The organism is Pelosinus propionicus DSM 13327 (genome assembly GCF_900114615.1).
GTDB lineage: Bacteria > Bacillota > Negativicutes > DSM-13327 > DSM-13327 > Pelosinus > Pelosinus propionicus.
Genome location: NZ_FOTS01000003.1, coordinates 26,083 through 45,487, shown reverse-complemented (window position 1 = coordinate 45,487; position 19,405 = coordinate 26,083). Strand labels below are relative to the sequence as shown.

Below are 19,405 nucleotides of genomic sequence, written 5' to 3'. Positions count from 1 at the left end.
GATGCATATTACATTTGACGATTCACAATATATACCAATTAGTACAAAAATACGAGGAGTAAAACTATTTCGGTTATTTCAGTAATTGCACCATAAATATCACCTGTCAAACCACCGATTAGTTTTTTTACATAACTAGAAAATAGTAGAGTAACAATAATCACAGCAAATAGGCTCACAATAGCCTGTTTACCTAAAGGTATTACAAATAGTAAGGTAAGTATAGTGGCAATACACAAAGTGTATTTACCTGCATATTGAGCAAAAGCTTTACCGATACCATCAGGACGAGCATAGGGAAATACAGTAATTCCAATGACCATTGCAAAACGGCCTAATAATGGCATCATAAATAAGGCTGTAGGAAGCCCTTGGGGAGGAATGTCCATAATGAGTGACCACTTTAGTATGGCAAGCAATACAAAAGCCATCACACCATTAGCCCCAATTCTGCTGTCTTTCATTATTTCTAACATTCTGTCTTTAGATCGACCAGAAAAAATGCCATCCATAGTATCCATGAAACCATCACAAGTTAGACCACCAGTAAGTAAAACATTAGAAATGATCAAAAAAATTGATAATACATGGGGGGAGAGATACATTCCACCATTAGGGAAGAATTCAGCCAATACATGATGTACTAGCACGAGAATAATCCCAAGAATAGCACCTATTAAGGGGAAATACTTGACACTTCGACCAAAGCTTTCAGGTGACCATTCCGATTGTTTAGCAACTTGAATTCGCGTTAAAAACTGTAATCCGGTTATAAAATTATTCATTTTTATTCTATAGCGTAAGTACGCTATCCTCCAACATAGTCATTTTTAGCACTGCTTTAAAAATATTATACCATCAGCTTAGAATAGATGAATAAACTCGCAACAAAAAAAGCCGTTGTTATGTACATGATATGAATTGTCTGTTTGATATGAATTGGAATTAAGGAGACTTTTGCTTCTCCCATATAAGCACGTTGTGAAGCGATTCCCCCATAAAAATTTAAACCACCTAAGCGGATACCTAGCGCCCCAGCGACAGCTGCTTCAGATAGTCCACTATTAGGACTAGGATGTTTTTTTGCATCTTTCCAAATTGTCTTACTTGCTCCGATAAAATTAAAGCGCAGCACAATTGTAGCAAGCAGAATGAAGAGCGCTGTTAAACGCGCTGGAATATAATTAAAGAGATCATCAACACGAGCTGCGCACATGCCGAAATCCTTATATTTATCGTTCTTGTATCCTACCATAGAGTCCAGAGTATTTACTGCTCGATATAAAAACGCTAATGGAACTCCACCAACTATAAAATAAAAGAGGGGTGAAATAACGCCGTCAACAATATTTTCAGCGATGGTTTCTACTGTTGCTCTTGTAATTTCTGGAACAGTAAGTTTATCTGTATCCCGCCCAACAATCCAGCCTACTTTAAATCGAGCTTGTTTTAAATCACCAGATACTAAGTAATGGTAAATTTCATTTCCTGCCTTAGCTAAACTATTAGGTGAAATGGTAAGGCTCAACAAAAGAGCTCCTCCAACAAATTCGGCCCAGGGATGGATTTGAGATAAGAGTTTTAATATCCACCAAGTAACACCATAAGTGATCCCTAAAACTAGGATTACAAGTAGCATACCAGTTATTTTTTTTAATCTATGAGAATACTGAGGGTTTAATAACTTTCTTTCCCCAAAAGCAATACAATTGCCAATCATTACTACAGGATGCAGAGAGGAACGAGGGTCGCCGAGAAGCGAATCAATTAATATGGCAGCTAGGGGCAAATATTGCTCCATTATTTTGAACCCAGAAGTGTATAAATTAATTTCATATTAAGGCTATTCCTCACTGTGTCTGCTAAACGATTATAACTATTTTCTTTTCGGGTGTGAGTGTCATTTACTGATTCAATAGGAGCTAAACCTTTACGTATTCTTAAAGCGTTTAGTAGGTTACGGCGATATTCATCATTATCAAAAATACCATGGATATAAGTTCCCATGACTAAGCCATCCGAACGTACCACCCCATCAACAGATGTTAGTGGCTGATCTGATCGACTAGTTATCGTAAAAGCGTGTTGTAGATTCTCCAAAAACTCAGTACGTCCCATATGAATTTCATATCCTGTCAAATGATCACAGCTAAATTTTACGCCCAAGAAACCATTATCATTACAGATAGCAGTTACTTGATGTGTTACTTTACTAGGTGTAAATGTTGTGGCAATGTCTAATAGACCGATACCTGCAATACTATCTAAATTCGACTCCGTATGTTCAGGATCGGCTATTTTTTTCCCTAACATCTGATACCCACCGCAAATACCAATAAGCGGTGTACCTGAGTTTACTAATTCAAGGATTTGTTCTTCATATCCTTGTTGGCGTATATATAATAAATCTTCAATTGTATTTTTACTTCCTGGTAACAATATAAGATCAGGTTTACCAATGGACTCGCCTTGTTTAATATAACGGACATTGACATCTATTTCACTGGCAAAGGCCGCAAAATCGGTAAAGTTAGATATTTTAGGTGTTCTAATGACTACAATTTCAAGTTCACGGACACTCATGATTTGTTTATCATCAAGAGAGACGGAATCTTCATCGTCAATGCCTAATTGATCAAGATGTGGCACTACGCCTACGACAGGTTTACCCGTTTTTTCTTCTAAAAATTCTAAGGCGGGCTTTAATAGATCAATATCGCCACGAAATTTATTAATAATAATTCCCTTAACTAAATCACGTTCATCAGGATCTAATAATTCCAAGGTACCGACAACAGATGCCAAAGCGCCTCCGCGATCAATGTCGGCAATTAATAAAACGGGTGCTGTCAGCATTTTCGCAATATGCATATTCACAATATCATTTGCTTTAAGATTTACTTCAGCTGGGCTGCCAGCTCCTTCAATCACGATGACATCAAATTCAGAATCTAAATGGTCCAAACACTCTTTAATAACACCTAATGCTTTGAGACTGTAACCAGTATGATATTCTTTAGCCGTCATATTACCGATGGGTTTACCCATTAAAACAACCTGTGAACAAGAATTACCCGTTGGTTTTAATAAGACTGGATTCATTTCTACTACAGGTTCCAAACCAGCAGCTTCTGCTTGGGCAACTTGAGCTCGACCCATTTCGCCACCTGTTTTAGTTACATATGAATTTAAAGCCATATTTTGTGCCTTGAAGGGTACTACCCTTTGTCCATCTTGCAAGAAGATGCGGCATAAAGCGGTTGTTATTATGCTTTTTCCCACATGTGAGCTTGTTCCTTGTAGCATAATGGTTTTAGCCATGATGCACCTCCTTAGAAATCTCTAAAGCTATTTTCTTTAATTCGACAGGCAAACCACAAATGACCAAGTAAACTTCATCAGATTCGGCGGCTATTTTTTGATTAACCATACCTGCGATATCACGATATTCACGAGCCAGCGCATTTTCTGGCACAATACCCATACCTACTTCATTTGTAACAAATATTACGGTAGCTTGACTTTTACGAGAAGAATACAATAATTTATCGATTTCTTCCATGATGTATTGATATCTTTCTTCTCGCTTGGCAGGTGTACTATCTGACAATAACAAATTACTCGTGTATAATGTCAAGCAGTCGAATAAGATAACATCTGCTTTTTTAGCAGCTTCCAGGAATATTTGGTCAGCATGATATGGTGCTTCAAATGTTTGCCACGTATCTGGCCGACGTTTACGGTGCAGATTTACGCGGCTTTGCATTTCTTGATCATAAATATGAGCAGTAGCAATATACGCTACTTGATCGGATTGTGCAGCGGCATATTGCTCAGCAAAAACACTTTTTCCACTTCTGGTACCACCAGTAATAAGAACAATTTTTCCTTGCATTTATATCAATCTCCCAAGGATCTTTATTTTCTTCCTTGCTTAAACTCCATACATTTAGTAAGAAAACGCAGGGCATTCTGCTCATTGCCAGCAAAATGCATATGCAAATAAGAGGCAACTATGTTTTTCTCAGCATAACCGCCAGAATAAACTGCTCCTGTACGTGTTTTCTTAAACTCAAAAGCCCAGGGAAATGATTCCTGAATATCGTCGTCATGAGTCATCTGTGAAAAATGAAACTCATGACCTCGTAAGACATCTCCGGCAGCACATAAGACACTATCAGTCAACGCAGTTGCTTCTACATAACCCACCGTTTGCAATTTAGATTGCATATTGCAATTGGCTGGTATTACTCCCACCATATTATATCCTTGGCCATTAAAATCAATAATCTTTTTGGTCAAATACATAAAACCGCCACATTCAGCATAAAGGGGCATCCCCTCCCGGCAGGCTTGCCGAATGGATTCATGCATGCTTGTATTGTTAGTTAATTCATTGACAAACATTTCGGGAAATCCACCGCCAAATATCAAACCATCAACTGGAGGAAGTGCACTATCGTTGATCGGACTAAAGGGGATGATTTCTGCCCCCAACGCTTTAAGAACATCAAGACTTTCTGGATAGTAAAAGGAAAAAGCTTCATCTTGTGCAACACCGATACGTACATGTAGTGGCGATTGATGAAAATCATTTGTCCTTTCTGATTTTGTATTTAAGGTTGAAGATTGATAAGCGATTTTTAAAAGTTCTTCAAGATCAACTTGCGCAGAAATTTGTTCTTGCAATTGACTCATCATACCATAAGCGTCATGTTCCGTAACTGGAGTTAAACCTAAATGTCGTTCTGGCATATGTAAGGCTTCATTACGATAAATACAACCTAATACAGGAATTTTTATTTTTTCTAAGGCTTCACAGATCATATTCTGATGATTTTTTGAACCCAATCGGTTAATGATGACCCCTGCCAAATTGACCTCTTGGTCATACATTTTAAATCCTAGTGCAATGGCTGCAGCACTTTCACCGATAGATTTTGCATCAATTACTAAAATGACAGGAGCATCGAGCAGCTTTGCTATAGCAGCTGTGCTGCTTATCCCTGTACGGCCTCCATCATATAACCCCATTACTCCTTCAATAATAACGATATCATTATCAAGAGCTGTTTTAGCAAAAATAGGTACTAACTTATCGGCCGGGATTAACCAAGTATCTAAATTATGTGCGGCTTTTCCACTTGCTAATTGATGATATCCTGGGTCAATATAATCAGGTCCTACTTTATAGGATTGAACCGTAAGACCCTTTTGCTTTAAAGCTGCTAAAATTCCTGTAACAATCGTGGTTTTCCCCACGCCGCTGTTTGTGCCCGCGATAATGATACGTGGGATCTTAAAGTGGGACATAGTTCTCCTCCCTCCTTAGTACATTGTATCTTATTAACGCTTTATCTTCTATGCATATACAATAGAGCATTTGTGACTGCAGCAGCGATTGGACTGCCACCTTTATTACCCCTGACTGTAATATATGGAACAGGTGACGTTTCAGCTAAAAAGTCCTTGGATTCACTGGCACCAACAAAGCCTACAGGAACACCAATAATAAGGGCAGGCCTGATTGCTGTTTCCTTCATCAAATTAAGTACTTCAAATAAAGCAGTTGGTGCATTGCCAATAGCTACAATCGAGCCGTGCAAACGTTCACCGAACGTACGCATAGCTACCATTGAGCGAGTTATACCAAGCTCTTTTGCTGTAGATGCGACCTTTTCATCTCCAATCAAACAATGGACAGTTCCACCATTGTCTGCTAAACGACGCTTATTTATGCCAGTACGCACCATTTCCACATCACAGAAAATATCGCATCCACTCTCCAATGCAGCACATCCGGCCCGAATAGCATCTTTATGAATTTCAATAACTTTCGAATATTCCGGGTCACCCGCTGCGTGAATGATCCGTGAGAAAACCTTGACTTCTTCCGGTGTCAAATTAAGTTCAGCCAAATAAGGAGCAATGATTTCCATACTGCGCTCTTCTATAGCCATAGGTTCTGTTATATAGTTCATTTATGTACCTCCCTAATAAACTTTATTACATCCTTTGTATCATATACTAAATTCTGATATGGAATAACCGGTCTATCGATCATTACTAAAGGCAGATTTAGTGACATGGCAGCAGTAATTTTAGTATCGCTACCGCCAATTTGTCCACTATTTTTTGTTATAATTACCTCGGTGTTATATTCTTGAAATAATGCGATATTCAGATTATGAGAAAAAGGCCCTTGCATTGCTACGATATCCTTAGGCTTAAATCCTAACGATAGGCACTCTGTTAATACGCTTGGCTCAGGTAATACACGGGCAATTAACCTGTGATTTTGCAGACAGCTTGTGTTTCTAAACAGTTTGAGGTGGCGACTGCCAGTAGTGAGAAAGACAACCTTGCCTAAGACGGAGGCTACTTTTGCAGCCTCATCATAATCATGGACAACATGTAAACCCTGATATGCTGGCAAAGGAGCTTTAGGGCGTTCATATCTAACATAGGGTATGCCAGTAGATTGACAGGCTTTCATTGCATTTTGGGAAACATTAACAGCATACGGATGGCTAGCATCTACAATTAAATGAATCTGATTTGTGCCGATAAAAGAAATAAACCCATCTGTATCTAAAGGACCAGTATGCACTAATTCTTTATCCAGTTGTATCAAATCACGACCATAATCACTAAAAACTGATACTATGACTGGGTATCCCTTTTCGGTTAATAAGGCTGCCAGATCCCGTCCATCTTTTGTTCCTCCAAGAACTAAAATCATAATTTGTATCCACGAGGTGTAATCATACGATTTTCTTGTACATAGGTTTGACTATTCCCGATAATAACTAAAGAGAACATATCGATGAATTCTTGAGTAAAGTCATTAAGATTAGAGATTACCATGTTCTCGCCTTCCCTAGTGGCATGATGGACAATTCCTACAGGGGTGGCTGCTGTTCGATGCTTCAGTACAATTTCCCGCACTTCTCTAATTTGGCTGGTCCGACGCTTACTCTTTGGATTATATAAGGCAATAACAAAATCTCCTGCTGCTGCCATTTCTACCCGCTTTCTAATAACATCCCAGGGGGTTAAGAGATCGCTTAAGCTAATTACAGCAAAATCATGCATGAGCGGTGCTCCCAATACCGCAGCAGAAGCTCCTACTGCACTTATTCCTGGTACGATAATGACTTCTGGGCGAACAGCTGCTTCGTATTTCATGGCTAATTCTAAAACCAGACCTGCCATACCATATACACCTGGGTCACCGCTGGAAATAACTGCAACCTTTTTTCCTGCTAATGCTTGGTCCACGGCACTTTGACAGCGTTCAATTTCTTGCATCATACCAGTGCCGATAATTTTTTTATCAGTTAATAATTCAGAAACTAATTGAACATAGGTATTGTAACCCACGATTACATCCGCATTTTCAATACTTTCTCTGGCTCTAGGACTCATATCAAGCAAACTGCCTGGCCCTATTCCAATTACTGCTATTTGACCGGGGCAATGGCCACCGTTACATTCTTGTACTTGGTCTTCGGAAGAAGAAGTTTGTTCGACTGTCCCGCTAAGATTGCTGCTGCTGCACATACATTTCCCACTCCTATCTTTTTTTTGACAAAATTTGATTCTTCTAATTGATATGTTTCAATACATTCCTGCAATTGCTCGTTAACGAAGAAAATACTAGGTACATTCAACTGTTGTATGACTGATAGTAAGCCTTTTTCATCCTGTTTTACAATCGTACTGCCAATAATTGAAATGCTGTTTATACTATGTCCAATTTGAGTACAAGCATCTTTTATTGCTGCTAAGATTTCTTCTTTGCTAGTATTGCGCCTGCAACCGATACCAACTGCAAGAGTCAAGGGACGTAAATATAATTGATTCTTGTTGATGGGCAATAATTGATCCGTAATAATAACAGCGGCATCATATTCTTCATTAGGTAATAGAGATAAATCTTTAAAAACAACACCTTGTTTTACTGCTTCCTGCTCATATCGATTTTGATTATTCAAGGTTTTATCTAAGAAAAATTTGACAGTATCATTATTGACAATCGCAGAATTAATTGCTTTTAATTGGGTAAATGGTTCTATCTTTAAGTTCAGTTTTACGGCTAACATATCTGCTGCTGGCTTTTGTGCAAGATCGGTAGCTGTAGTAATGACAGGCTCAGCATCTGAGATTTCTGCAATTAAGTGGGCCAGTTCATTGGCTCCACCAATATGCCCTGACAATAGACTAATTACATGTTCTCCATTATCCCCCATAACCACGATAGCTGGGTCGACACGTTTATCAGAGATATGGGGAGCTATCACTCTCACCACAATACCTGTTGCCATTATAAACAAGAAACCATCATATTTAGAAAATATATCACTGATTAGCTTGCTTAATAAATCATAAGATATTGAGTTCATTGGATTGCGTCCTGCTTTAGCAAAAACATCCGCTTTCTTTCCCAGTTTAGCCAGCTTTTCTGCTAATGCATCACCCAGTAATGCGCCCTGGTTTGTTACGGAAATGATTGCTAACTTCATTTTGCATCTCGGTACATATGCCCAAATTCGGGGGCATACAATCTAGAAAGTGCATATTGACTGTCTAAACATCGCCCTACAACGATCATCGCTGTGCGATCAATTTTCGCATCAGTGACAATTTTTCCAATTGTAGAAACTGTACCTCTAAAGATTTTTTGATCAGGCCAAGATGCTTTTTGTACGATTGCTACTGGAGTATCTTGTTGATAACCACCATCTATTAATTCTTTCATAACGCTGTCTATCATATGTACACTCAAAAAGATACACATAGTAGCATTATGACTGGCCAATAAAGCCAGCTTTTCTTTTTCGGGCACTGGTGTACGGCCTTCAAGACGTGTAATGATAACTGTTTGTGAAACATCAGGTAACGTATATTCACGTTGTAAAGCTGCGGCAGTTGCCAAGAAAGAACTGACACCAGGTATCACTTCATAAGAAATACCTTTCTTATCTAAGGCGTCCATTTGTTCTTGAATTGCCCCATAAATACTTGGATCTCCAGTATGTAAGCGAACCGTTTTCTGACCACGTTCTGTGGCTTTTTCCATAACTTTTATAACTTGATCCAAAGTCATAGAAGCACTATTATAAATGGAAGTTCCCTGTTTTGCTAGTGACAGCAAGGCTGGATTTACTAACGAACCTGCATAGATAATAACATCAGCCTCACCTAATAAACGTTGTCCTTTTACAGTAATAAGCTCAGGATCCCCCGGACCTGCTCCTACAAATGATACATGCATGAATGAACCTCCTGATTAATTAAAAATTCTCTAATGAATAGAGTTAGATATTCTTAGTGGATGTAATAACATAGATTGGATTTAAAGCCTGCAGCATATTACTTGTTTTAATATGTTTGATACGTGTTACTTGCATACCGAAAGCTTCTACGGTAAATTCAGGTTTAGCTTGCATCGTATGCAAGGTTTCATATAAAGTTTCAACAGTAATTGCCGTAATTACTAATCGTCCGTTTGATTTTAACAAATCATTACTTTGTTTTAAGATTTCCTGTAAATGACCACCGCTGCCTCCAATAAAGATTACATCAGCCTTTGGAATGTTCTGTAATGCTGTGGGGGCAGTTCCAGAAATGACTTCAACATTAGCCGCACCAAATTTTACAGCATTCGCACGAATTAAATCAACTCCCTCTGGATGACGTTCTATAGCATATACAGTACCTTGATGAGCCTGAAGTGCAGCTTCAATTGAAAGAGATCCAGTACCTGCACCGATATCTATAATAACATCGCTGGGGCGTATCTTCGCTTTATTCAGAACTAAGATACGAACTTCCTGCTTCGTCATTGGAATGTCGCCCCGCAGAAATTCATCATCGTTAATACCGGGAAAATATGTCATATTGCCACCACCATTACACAATGAGTAAATCCATCGACTTCTTTGATTTCACCTAATGTTAAATGTTTAATTTTTTCATTTTCATAAGATAAATTAGCACATAACCATACCTTTGAATGTAATGGCCACCCATGCTCAAGGAGTAGGTTTGCAATATATAACGGATTTTGTTCAAAATCCGTTAATATACCAAGTTTTTTTTCTGGAGCATAATTCAGATCAATATCTTTGGCTTGTCGTCCATGCATACTAATTAAAACTGCATCCTGCCAAATGTCAGTGATCCTGGCAAAAGCTAACTGCATCGAACTAATACCAGGAATAACCGTAATCTGTGCCGAAGAAAATTTGGTTTTAAGGGTAGCTAAAAAACTATAAAAGCCGGGATCACCGGAAACCATTACAACTACATCGTTATCCCTTAGGGAGGCAGCGATAAATGTTAATACCCCTTTTAGGTCATTGTCAATTACCTTAGTAATCGCATGATCAGGAGCAAAGGTTGCAAGAGCACGCTTACTGCCTGCTATCACCTTTGCATCTGCAATGATGCGGCTAGCCACTGGCAAGATGTAATCAGGTGAACCTGGTCCTATTCCTACAACGATTATTTTATGTTCCATCCTAACTTGCCTCCAATTTCTCGTGCCGTATCGTCAACCGCCAATAATTCACCTTGCAGAGTGATCATTGCGGTACCTACTTTTAAATCACCAAATACATATCGTTCAGACCGAATGCTGACTCTTTCAGCAATTACACGATACACATCATTTAATTTATATTGTGTAATTATGGGCATAGCGGCTTCTGTAGTATTGCACGTTAATATTTCTTGTATAGCCTGCTGCGGAGCACCAAGGGCAGCCATATAGGCTGCTAACGTTTCAAAGCGCGCATCAGCTACGCGGTTATGAGTATGAAAAATTCCAGCAGCTACTTTTACGAGCTTTCCTAAGTGCCCAAAGATTAATACTTGTTTCATACCATACTGCACAGCACTTTCTAACATATGTCCTATAAAATTACTAGTTTGGATTACCGTTTCTGTTGGCAGATGATATCGGTTAATAGCAATATCCTGACCAATTTTCCCAGGAGCAAAGACCACTTCGTCATATCCTAAGGCTCTCACCATTGATATTTGCGGTGACAATGAATTTTTAAAAGCTTCCTCTGACATTGGCTCAACAATGCCTGTAGTACCTATAATCGATAAACCGCCGATAATACCTAAAGTAGAATTTAAAGTACGTTTTGCTAATTTTTCACCTTCAGGTATCGAAATAGTAACCGTTACGCCATGACCATCAGGTAATACATCCTGTATTGCTTGCATGATCATTTTGCGTGGACCAGGATTAATCGCAGGTTGTCCAACTGCTACAGATAGACCTGGTTTCGTTACGATACCTACTCCAACACCAGCTTGCAGTATTATTTCATTCGTAGTATTAATTTCTATTTCGGCAGATATGATGGTACCATGTGTGACATCCGGATCATCGCCTGCATCTTTAATTACACTGGCTTTTCCACCAGAACTTAGACGTTGACTTGTTGCAATTTCCACTTGAATCATATGTCCCTGCGGCGATGCAACAGCAACCATTTTAGGTAATTCACCTTTCCAAGCTAATACAGCCGCTTTAGTGGCTGCAGCTGCACAAGTACCTGTAGTAATTCCAGATCGCATTTTCTTTGACAAAATAAATCCCCCTGCAGACAGGGGGTACAATAAACCAAGTGAATAATTTATTCTACCACCTGCCTATCCTTCGTAGGTCATAATGGTGTGTTAGAATAGGCAGGTCTCCTGACTCTGGCTCATTACACACCTAAACCTTCCCGGGGATTCCCCAGTGGCATATCTTAGTTGCATTCCCCAATACAGTGGCGGGACCGCGCTGGCTTCTAACCAGTCTTCCCTTTTAAGCGTAAGCACCTATTCCCATAGATCTATTAAATTATTATTATATTCTAAGACTTCTATAATTATATGTATTCCACTAGCAAATAAAATTTTCCTGCTATTCTTTCATTAAATATCAATGTTAACTATATTTTGGTAGTGAATAACATTTTTTCCCACATATTTAAGTATCATTCTTTTAGCAACAACACTTTGTCACCAATGCTGGATAAAATAATAATAGATTGTCGATTTGCGACTGTTAAACGATCATATTCAGATTGTCTGATTAGAAAATAGGAACGCTGGCTTTGTTGAATCAATTCATTAAAATCTGTGCCTAACAAAATTTCTTTGCCATAAACGTTGGTGTAGAAAGCAAAACCAGGACGTAAGAATTTTACCACATACACTGGAGATTTGCCATCATATTGCTGGTTAAATTCTTGAGCAATATTTTTAGTTGTGAGCATAGGTGCTGCAATGGGAAAAAGTATAGCAGTTAAAACTATGGAGAACAATGCCATAGATATGATTTTGGTCCAAAAAGCACGACTAATATCTTTTTTCCATAAAAAAAATCCTACTAAAGAAGACATTAATACAAATATTATGGCAGAGATATATATACCATTTGCTAATATAGGCACAGCCTTAACACCAATAATCATAAGGCCTATAAGTAGTATTGTTACTATGCTTAGACCTATAGTCCAACTTGTAAAAACAAATTTACCATGTGATGTCCAAAGACGATCGATATACCAACCGACAATCATAGACAATGGTGGATACATAGGTAAAATATAAGATACCAATTTAGTTTGAGAAATTGTAAAAAAAACAAAAATAAATAATGCCCAAATATTTAAAAATAATAACGTTGAAAAATGGAATGTACTTTTTGTTAAAGAATTCCATATCGATTGAATCATGACACCTGTCCAGGGGAAGAAGCCAAGAATAAGAACTGGAATATAATAATACCAGAGTACGCCCTCTGGATGCTCTGGAGACGTAAACCTTGTAATATTATGAAAACCAAGGAACGTATCGACAAAGATGCTTCCGTGAATATTATACATCAAGATATACCAAGGTGCAGCTATTGCAGCATAGATCAACAATCCCGAGAATATTTTCATACTTTTTAATAGAGCCCAGTTACGTGTAACAAGTAAATAAAAAAAGATTATTCCTCCAGGAAATAACAGTCCAATAGGTCCTTTCGTTAATGTAGCAAATCCGGCGAATAAATAGGCAATATAATATTTTTTGTCTATAAAAGCCAATAAAGAAGCAGAAAGAAAAAAAAGTAAAGTAATATCGGTTACAGCAGCTTTTCCTAAATAAAAGAACTCAATACTGGTAGCTAATACTAATGCCCCAGCAACACCCGCTCGTTCACTAAATAATCGCCGACCCGATTGATAGACTAGTAATGTACAAGCTACAGCTAATACTGCAGAAGGAAAGCGAGCGGAAAATTCATTTATGCCAAAAATTTTATAAGAAGCAGCTACTAACCAATAATACATAGGAGGCTTATCATACCAATACTCCCCATAGATACGAGGAGAAAGAAATTCATTAAAAATAAACATTTCTTTAGGTGTTTCTGCATATACAGGTTCATCAGGATCTAACAAAGGTACTCCACCTAAATTTAAAAATACGATTACTATTGTGATTATAGCCACCAACCAAAAACCATTTCCTACCCTTTTAACCATTTAATCTGCAACCTCCGAAAGTTGAATTAATAAAAGTAAATATTCCTCACAAAAGTAATAGAATATTAGAATATAACAAATACTTTTCATGTTAATAATATATCCCAAAAGAAATTTTATAATTTGGAAAGAGAATGATATGTTTTATCCAAGCCTTCTATTAGTGTCATATGTGGCTGCCAATCTAGATCTTTTCGTGCGATTGCATTTGATAAAGAAGATTTATAAATATCACCTTCACGTTTTTCATTATAGTTTCTACTTACCATCTTACCTGAGATCATGCCGATATGATCGATTAAGGAATTTACACTTGTTTCTATTTGTGTACTAATATTACATATTTTGTTAGCAGAACCGACTAATAGTGATTGATAATTAGCATTAGCCACATCACCAACATAAATAAAGTCTCTTGTCTGACTGCCGTCACCAAAGATCAATACTGATTGATCTTGGCTGATCTTACGAGTGAAAATACTAATAACACCACCCTCACCCCCATCGCCTTGGCGTTCACCATATACATTGGCATATCGTAAGATCATATAATCAAGGCCATAGACTTCCTTGTATAATGACAAATAATTTTCACAGGTCAACTTGCTCAATCCATAAAAAGAAGTAGGTGCTTTCTGATTAGTTTCCATTACAGGTAATGTTGTTACATTACCGTATACTGCAGCTGTAGAGGAAAAAACGATACGCTTTACACCGGTTTTTCGGCATGCCTCTAAAATATTTACAGTACCCATTACATTTATATCACAATCATAGCTAGGCGTTTCTAAAGATTTATGTACCATTGTTTGAGCAGCGAGATGAATTACAAAATCAAATTTTTCACACATAAATAGAGTAAGTACCTCTTCACTACGAATATCTAACTGAAAAAATGTAGCGGATGGATTAATATTTTCTTGTAATCCAGTACTCAAATTATCAATAATCACTACCTGATATTTTTCTTGTATTAATTTATCAACAACATGTGAGCCGATAAAACCAGCTCCACCAGTTACTAATACTTTCATTTTATAATTCCCCCTATTTAATATGATTAGCTAAAAATTTATGTCCAAACACTCTAATGGTAAAATACAAACCAATAACAAAAGGTAAATACTCTACGATGATTCGCCATGCTACAGCGACTATTCCTACAGTTCCTGATGGTAGAAAGCTACTAAATAAAAGAACAAAGCCACCTTCAGCAATACCCGATCCTCCTGGTGTAGGAGCAAAATAAAGCAAAATGTTTAACAAAATCATCCTTCCCATAATCTGAGGTATATAAATTGCTATGTCCATTCCCATTCCCATAAACAAGATTGGCACAACGCTATATAAAGCTAGTAAACTGATAGCTGATTCAATAAAGACTCTCGCCATGCTTAAGGGAGAAGAGGATAACATGAATACAGCGCCTCTGACATCACGATAAAGTAGAAAAATCCGCCGCCGATTACAATGACTAAATTTCTTTGTAAGTGTTACTAACCAATAATAAGGCAGACTAGTACGAAATAACCAAATTAGCCCCAGAATGATGGCAATTAGTGATGCAAAAACAATCGTAAGAGTATCATCTGAAAGACCTGGCATAATCCCTGGATCATAGTAAAAAATAACTGGCAAGCAAAGCACTAAAAAAATAATAGATAATAATGTTCTAACAACTATTAATACAGTAGCTTTACCGGTAGGGACGCCTGCTTTACGCAAAAACATGACTTGTGCTACTGCGCCACCCGCAGCTCCGGGCGTTAGAAGAGCTAGGAAATAATTCCCAAATACAACATGAACAGCCTCAATTAGACGAATCTTTTCCCCCGAGATAGATACAAGATGCATAAGACGAATTCCATCAAAGTATAAGCCAATTATTAAGAAAACAAAAGCTAAAGCTAAAGACCAAGGCTGAAAGCTATTAAGGTGACGTAAAGTGTGAATATCAACAGTAAAATAGATTACTATACTGGAGATGCCACCTACAAACAGTAGTAAGAGAATCAGCCGTTGATAAAACTTAATCATGTTCTAACTCCCTAAATGAAATTAATTGAATATGATGATCTATGATATGTTGAGAAATCATAGGGCTGGTTACTGCATTTAATTCAGCTTGCCAGTGATAATTCCAGTTATACGTTTTTTGTAAAATCGAATCATTGGTTCCTGGATGTATCATAATTTCTGAAGTACCTTCTGGTAAAGAGGATAATATACGTAATAAATACTCCTCCTGCATATTTCCTCCGGCTAACATTCCAAAAAAATGTTCAGGAGCGGCAAATCTATGTTTTTGTATCTTACAGCGTGCTATTTCGGCTAAGAAAGTTAGACCGCAACGTGCTATAACTCGTGCTGTTTCAAAAGGATAACCACCTAAAAACAAATAGGGTTCAGCAGGAATACGTATTTTTTTTATACCAAAATGTTTAGCAATTTCTATTATAATATCAATGATTCCAGGTACAATATGCATATGTTGGTGACTATCTAAATGTGTAATTGCTATTCCACAGTCCACTACTTTTTTTACCTGAGCAGTAAGTTCCTTATGAATATCATTGAGCTTTATCTTTCCTAAACAATAGCGCCGTAAGAACTCAGTGTAATGAAGTGATAAGCAGCCTTCATTATTTACTAAAGAGGGGATCTTCTGAGGATCACAAAGTGAAGTTTCACCTACTAATGTTAAGTGTATACCAACTCCTAGCTCTTTATTAGCCGAAGCTAACATTATAGCATGATCGAAGGCATTACCTGAGGGCATAATGGTTGTGCTGGTAATAATACCATTTAAATATCCTTGAATAATGCCTAGGTTTACCATTTCATTAATGCCAAAATCATCAGCATTTATGATTAATTGTTGCATATAGAACAGCTCCTTATTATACACCTCAACTATATATGGTAGCATGTATAAGGAAATATGGCAATTTATGCTTAAATAAAATTTATTTAAAGTCAAATATAAAGAGTGAAGGAGCCTAAATTAGGCTCCTATTGCTGTATTAAGAACTCAGATTTTCAACGTGCTTGGCATAAGCACTGTGGTTATGAATAGACTCATAGTTTTCACACTGTACTTCAAACCAACGAATTGATTTTTGCTGACGTAAAGATAGAACCAAATCCCTTAGGACATCTTCAACGAATTTTGCATTTTCATAAGCATGCTCTGTTACGTACTTTTCATCTTCTCGCTTTAATAAAGGATAAATTGGGCAGCTTCCCTCTGCCTCCATTAGTGCGACTAAATCTTCAATCCAGATAAATTGTCCATCTACATTTTTAATTTTTACCTTCATCAATCCCCGCTGGTTATGCGCACCATATCTTGAAATTTCTTTACTACAAGGGCAAAGGGAAGTAAAAGGAACATTAACACCTAGGATAAAATCTAAAGATTTACCTTTAGTCAACTGAGCTGAAAATAGGCAATCTACATCAAGCATACTCCTCAGTTTACTAATAGGAGCGATTTTTTCAATAAAATATTTAAATTTAATATCCATTTGCGCATGCTCAGCATCAAGTTTATTAATAGTATCCATTAAAATCAATTCCATTTCTCGGTAGGAAACAGGCTTTTGGCTCCATTCACTCAAAATTTCGATGAAGCGGCTCATATGAGTACCTTTATATTCTTTTGGTAAATCAACGGTAAGGCTTATCGTTGCTAAGACAGACTGAAGGGATTCTGCCTTAGTTTTTATAAGAAATGGCAAGCGTACATCACTAACACCTACATTTTGAATTGCAATGCCACGATCATCGGAGATATTTTGAACGTCTTTCAAATCTTATTCACTCCTAGTTCTATACATAATAGGATCTATTGTACCTGCTTCAGCAAAACCTCTTAAACGTAAAAGGCAACTATCACATTCTCCGCAGGCAACTGGCTCCCCATTATAGCAACTGGTAGTAAGTTGCAAAGGAGCATCTAAGCTATTTCCCAGCATAACAATATCTTTCTTAGTTAATTGCAATAAGGGAGTTTCTATTACTATTTTTCGATGCTCCTGTACACCAGCTTTTGTGCTATAATCTGCGACTTGTTGGAATAAATTGATAAATTCAGGACGACAATCGGGATAACCTGAATAATCAAGAGCATTCACACCAATAAAAATTTTGTCTGCTCCTGCCACCTCTGCATAACCTAAAGCATAGCTTAAAAAAATCAGATTTCTAGCAGGAACATAGGTTACAGGAATTTGACGGCTATCGAGATTGCCAGTGGGTACTGCCAATTGCTCATCTGTTAAGGCACTGCCACCAATTGCATTCATGTTGGTTTCAATAACAATATGTTTAGTAACATTATAATATTGGGATACCTTTTTGGCACATTCTAATTCACGAGCATGACGCTGATTATAATTAAAGCTAATAGGAAAAAGCTCATAACCTTTACTACGAGCTACGGCCATGCATACTGTGGAATCTAATCCACCTGACAATAATACAACTGCTTTCATGCTGCGAGAACACTCCTAAGTTTTAATTTTTATTCAAACGCTTGGACTGATTTATTTTATTTGCTGATCAAGATAATACCTCAATACTTGACAAGTATAGAACGCCGCTCACATAAGAAATATTAACTCTCAAACGAAATCACGTCTTCTTTAATAACAGCTGAGGCTATTTCTAAAGCAGTTTGCTGTACTTTCTTTAAAGGAATATTATGTTCATTTGCTATGATTTTGCAATCTTCATATTCAGGAGTTATGCTACATATTTTTCCTTCATATGCACTTACCTTCACTTTAACTTTCCCCCAAGGTACATTCACCTCTATTATTTTACGCGTCGCGATTTTTCTTTCAGTTGCATAATATCGTAATCCAATAGTAGAAGTTTGTTGGAAGATAAGCGCAAGAACTTGATTCAAAATTAAATCATTTACTAATACAGATAACATTGTGGCAGAACGGTTTTTTTTCATAATAATTGGAGTGAGCCAAACATCAAAAACACCCATTTTCAGTAATTTATCCATAACATATGGATAAATTTGAGGGTTTAAATCATCAATATTGGCTTCTACAACGAAAGTTTTTGTCATTAAACTTTCGTCCTTGATTTCACCCACATGCATTCTTAGTACATTAGGAATTTCTAAATCCCATGTTCCTGCTCCATAACCGATTGCTTTACTAAGAAAGTTAGCAGGCATATTTCCATGATTAATACTTAGTGCTGCAATTACGGCTGCTCCAGTAGGTGTTACTAATTCCTTACTTATTTCTCCGTTAGAGTATGGAATATTTCTTAATAACTCTGCTGTAGCTGGAGCAGGTACTGGCATTAATCCATGAGCACACTTTACAAATCCCTTGCCAACTTGAAGTGCAGAAGTATAAATCGCCTGAATTCCTAAATAATCTAAACCAATTGCTGTTCCAACAATATCAACAATAGCATCAACAGCCCCTACTTCGTGAAAGTGAATTTCTTCTACTTCTACCCCATGTACTTTGGCCTCTGCTTGAGCTAGAAATAAGAATATTCTCTTACTATCAGCCTTAATTTTAGGAGATAATTGAGACTCATCAATGATCTGAAAAATATCTGATAAATGGCGATGATGATGGCGATGATGATGGTGATGATCATGGTGATGATCACCATCATCATCATGGAGTTTTACATCTACATAAATGGCACTAATGCCGCATTTATTTACCTCTGTAATGATTAAATCATAACCATGAACAGGTAAGAGCGATAAATTTTGTCTTAATACATCTTCTGGTAATCCTACATGTAGCAAAGCTCCTAATAACATATTACCACTAATACCAGAAAAACAATCTAAATACAGGGCTTTCATGATA

The 19,405-nt window shown here is 37.2% G+C and carries 20 protein-coding genes and 1 riboswitch; all 20 genes read right to left on the bottom strand.

Features of this window, described 5'->3' with window-relative positions; translation table 11 throughout:
* Positions 1 to 38 precede the first annotated feature (38 nt).
* Entirely contained in the window at positions 39 to 785 is a 747-nt protein-coding gene (gene cobS / locus BMZ99_RS02075; RefSeq protein ID WP_090932461.1) for an adenosylcobinamide-GDP ribazoletransferase, read from the bottom strand.
* Between the two features lie 65 nt (positions 786 to 850).
* The gene (gene cbiB / locus BMZ99_RS02070) at positions 851 to 1,801 is read right to left on the bottom strand and encodes an adenosylcobinamide-phosphate synthase CbiB (protein ID WP_090932459.1); all 951 of its coding nucleotides are present in this window, start codon (positions 1,799 to 1,801) and stop codon (positions 851 to 853) included.
* Positions 1,801 to 3,321: a cobyric acid synthase gene (locus tag BMZ99_RS02065; protein WP_090932458.1), complete on the bottom strand. Its 1,521-nt coding sequence runs from the start codon at positions 3,319 to 3,321 to the stop codon at positions 1,801 to 1,803. The genes cbiB and BMZ99_RS02065 overlap by 1 nt, the downstream gene beginning before the upstream one ends.
* A complete protein-coding gene (cobU, locus tag BMZ99_RS02060) occupies positions 3,314 to 3,895 on the bottom strand; it encodes a bifunctional adenosylcobinamide kinase/adenosylcobinamide-phosphate guanylyltransferase (RefSeq protein WP_090932456.1) in 582 nt (193 codons plus the stop codon). The genes BMZ99_RS02065 and cobU overlap by 8 nt, the downstream gene beginning before the upstream one ends.
* 23 nt (positions 3,896 to 3,918) lie before the next feature.
* A complete protein-coding gene (locus BMZ99_RS02055) occupies positions 3,919 to 5,313 on the bottom strand; it encodes a cobyrinate a,c-diamide synthase (protein ID WP_090932455.1) in 1,395 nt (464 codons plus the stop codon).
* 41 nt (positions 5,314 to 5,354) lie between these two features.
* Positions 5,355 to 5,981: a precorrin-8X methylmutase gene (locus BMZ99_RS02050; RefSeq protein ID WP_090932453.1), complete on the bottom strand. Its 627-nt coding sequence runs from the start codon at positions 5,979 to 5,981 to the stop codon at positions 5,355 to 5,357.
* Entirely contained in the window at positions 5,978 to 6,742 is a 765-nt protein-coding gene (locus BMZ99_RS02045) for a cobalt-precorrin-6A reductase (protein WP_090932451.1), read from the bottom strand. Before BMZ99_RS02045 ends, BMZ99_RS02050 begins: the two co-directional genes overlap by 4 nt.
* The gene (cobJ, locus tag BMZ99_RS02040) at positions 6,739 to 7,437 is read right to left on the bottom strand and encodes a precorrin-3B C(17)-methyltransferase (RefSeq protein WP_245754779.1); all 699 of its coding nucleotides are present in this window, start codon (positions 7,435 to 7,437) and stop codon (positions 6,739 to 6,741) included. The genes BMZ99_RS02045 and cobJ overlap by 4 nt, the downstream gene beginning before the upstream one ends.
* 26 nt (positions 7,438 to 7,463) lie before the next feature.
* On the bottom strand, positions 7,464 to 8,525 hold the full coding sequence (locus BMZ99_RS02035; protein WP_090932447.1) for a cobalt-precorrin 5A hydrolase: 1,062 nt from the start codon (positions 8,523 to 8,525) through the stop codon (positions 7,464 to 7,466).
* The gene (gene cobM / locus BMZ99_RS02030; RefSeq protein ID WP_090932445.1) at positions 8,522 to 9,277 is read right to left on the bottom strand and encodes a precorrin-4 C(11)-methyltransferase; all 756 of its coding nucleotides are present in this window, start codon (positions 9,275 to 9,277) and stop codon (positions 8,522 to 8,524) included. The genes BMZ99_RS02035 and cobM overlap by 4 nt, the downstream gene beginning before the upstream one ends.
* Positions 9,278 to 9,320: 43 nt before the next feature.
* Positions 9,321 to 9,902, bottom strand: a complete 582-nt coding sequence (cbiT, locus tag BMZ99_RS02025; protein WP_090932443.1) for a precorrin-6Y C5,15-methyltransferase (decarboxylating) subunit CbiT — start codon at positions 9,900 to 9,902, stop codon at positions 9,321 to 9,323.
* Positions 9,899 to 10,525, bottom strand: a complete 627-nt coding sequence (gene cbiE, locus BMZ99_RS02020; RefSeq protein WP_090932441.1) for a precorrin-6y C5,15-methyltransferase (decarboxylating) subunit CbiE — start codon at positions 10,523 to 10,525, stop codon at positions 9,899 to 9,901. The genes cbiT and cbiE overlap by 4 nt, the downstream gene beginning before the upstream one ends.
* On the bottom strand, positions 10,510 to 11,610 hold the full coding sequence (cbiD, locus tag BMZ99_RS02015) for a cobalt-precorrin-5B (C(1))-methyltransferase CbiD (RefSeq protein WP_090932439.1): 1,101 nt from the start codon (positions 11,608 to 11,610) through the stop codon (positions 10,510 to 10,512). The genes cbiE and cbiD overlap by 16 nt, the downstream gene beginning before the upstream one ends.
* Before the next feature lie 81 nt (positions 11,611 to 11,691).
* Positions 11,692 to 11,866: riboswitch (cobalamin riboswitch) on the bottom strand.
* A 139-nt stretch (positions 11,867 to 12,005) separates the two neighbouring features.
* A complete protein-coding gene (locus BMZ99_RS02010; RefSeq protein ID WP_090932437.1) occupies positions 12,006 to 13,547 on the bottom strand; it encodes an ArnT family glycosyltransferase in 1,542 nt (513 codons plus the stop codon).
* Positions 13,548 to 13,663: 116 nt separating this feature from the next.
* On the bottom strand, positions 13,664 to 14,581 hold the full coding sequence (locus tag BMZ99_RS02005) for an NAD-dependent epimerase/dehydratase family protein (protein WP_090932436.1): 918 nt from the start codon (positions 14,579 to 14,581) through the stop codon (positions 13,664 to 13,666).
* 13 nt (positions 14,582 to 14,594) lie between these two features.
* On the bottom strand, positions 14,595 to 15,584 hold the full coding sequence (locus BMZ99_RS02000; protein WP_090932434.1) for a lysylphosphatidylglycerol synthase transmembrane domain-containing protein: 990 nt from the start codon (positions 15,582 to 15,584) through the stop codon (positions 14,595 to 14,597).
* A complete protein-coding gene (locus BMZ99_RS01995; protein ID WP_090932432.1) occupies positions 15,577 to 16,431 on the bottom strand; it encodes a ChbG/HpnK family deacetylase in 855 nt (284 codons plus the stop codon). Before BMZ99_RS01995 ends, BMZ99_RS02000 begins: the two co-directional genes overlap by 8 nt.
* 139 nt (positions 16,432 to 16,570) lie before the next feature.
* The gene (folE2, locus tag BMZ99_RS01990) at positions 16,571 to 17,359 is read right to left on the bottom strand and encodes a GTP cyclohydrolase FolE2 (RefSeq protein ID WP_090932431.1); all 789 of its coding nucleotides are present in this window, start codon (positions 17,357 to 17,359) and stop codon (positions 16,571 to 16,573) included.
* A gap of 3 nt (positions 17,360 to 17,362) precedes the next feature.
* A complete protein-coding gene (gene queC / locus BMZ99_RS01985; protein ID WP_090932429.1) occupies positions 17,363 to 18,043 on the bottom strand; it encodes a 7-cyano-7-deazaguanine synthase QueC in 681 nt (226 codons plus the stop codon).
* Between the two features lie 122 nt (positions 18,044 to 18,165).
* Complete coding sequence (gene larC, locus BMZ99_RS01980) at positions 18,166 to 19,401, bottom strand: nickel pincer cofactor biosynthesis protein LarC (protein ID WP_090932428.1); 1,236 nt, start codon at positions 19,399 to 19,401, stop codon at positions 18,166 to 18,168.
* Positions 19,402 to 19,405 lie beyond the last annotated feature (4 nt).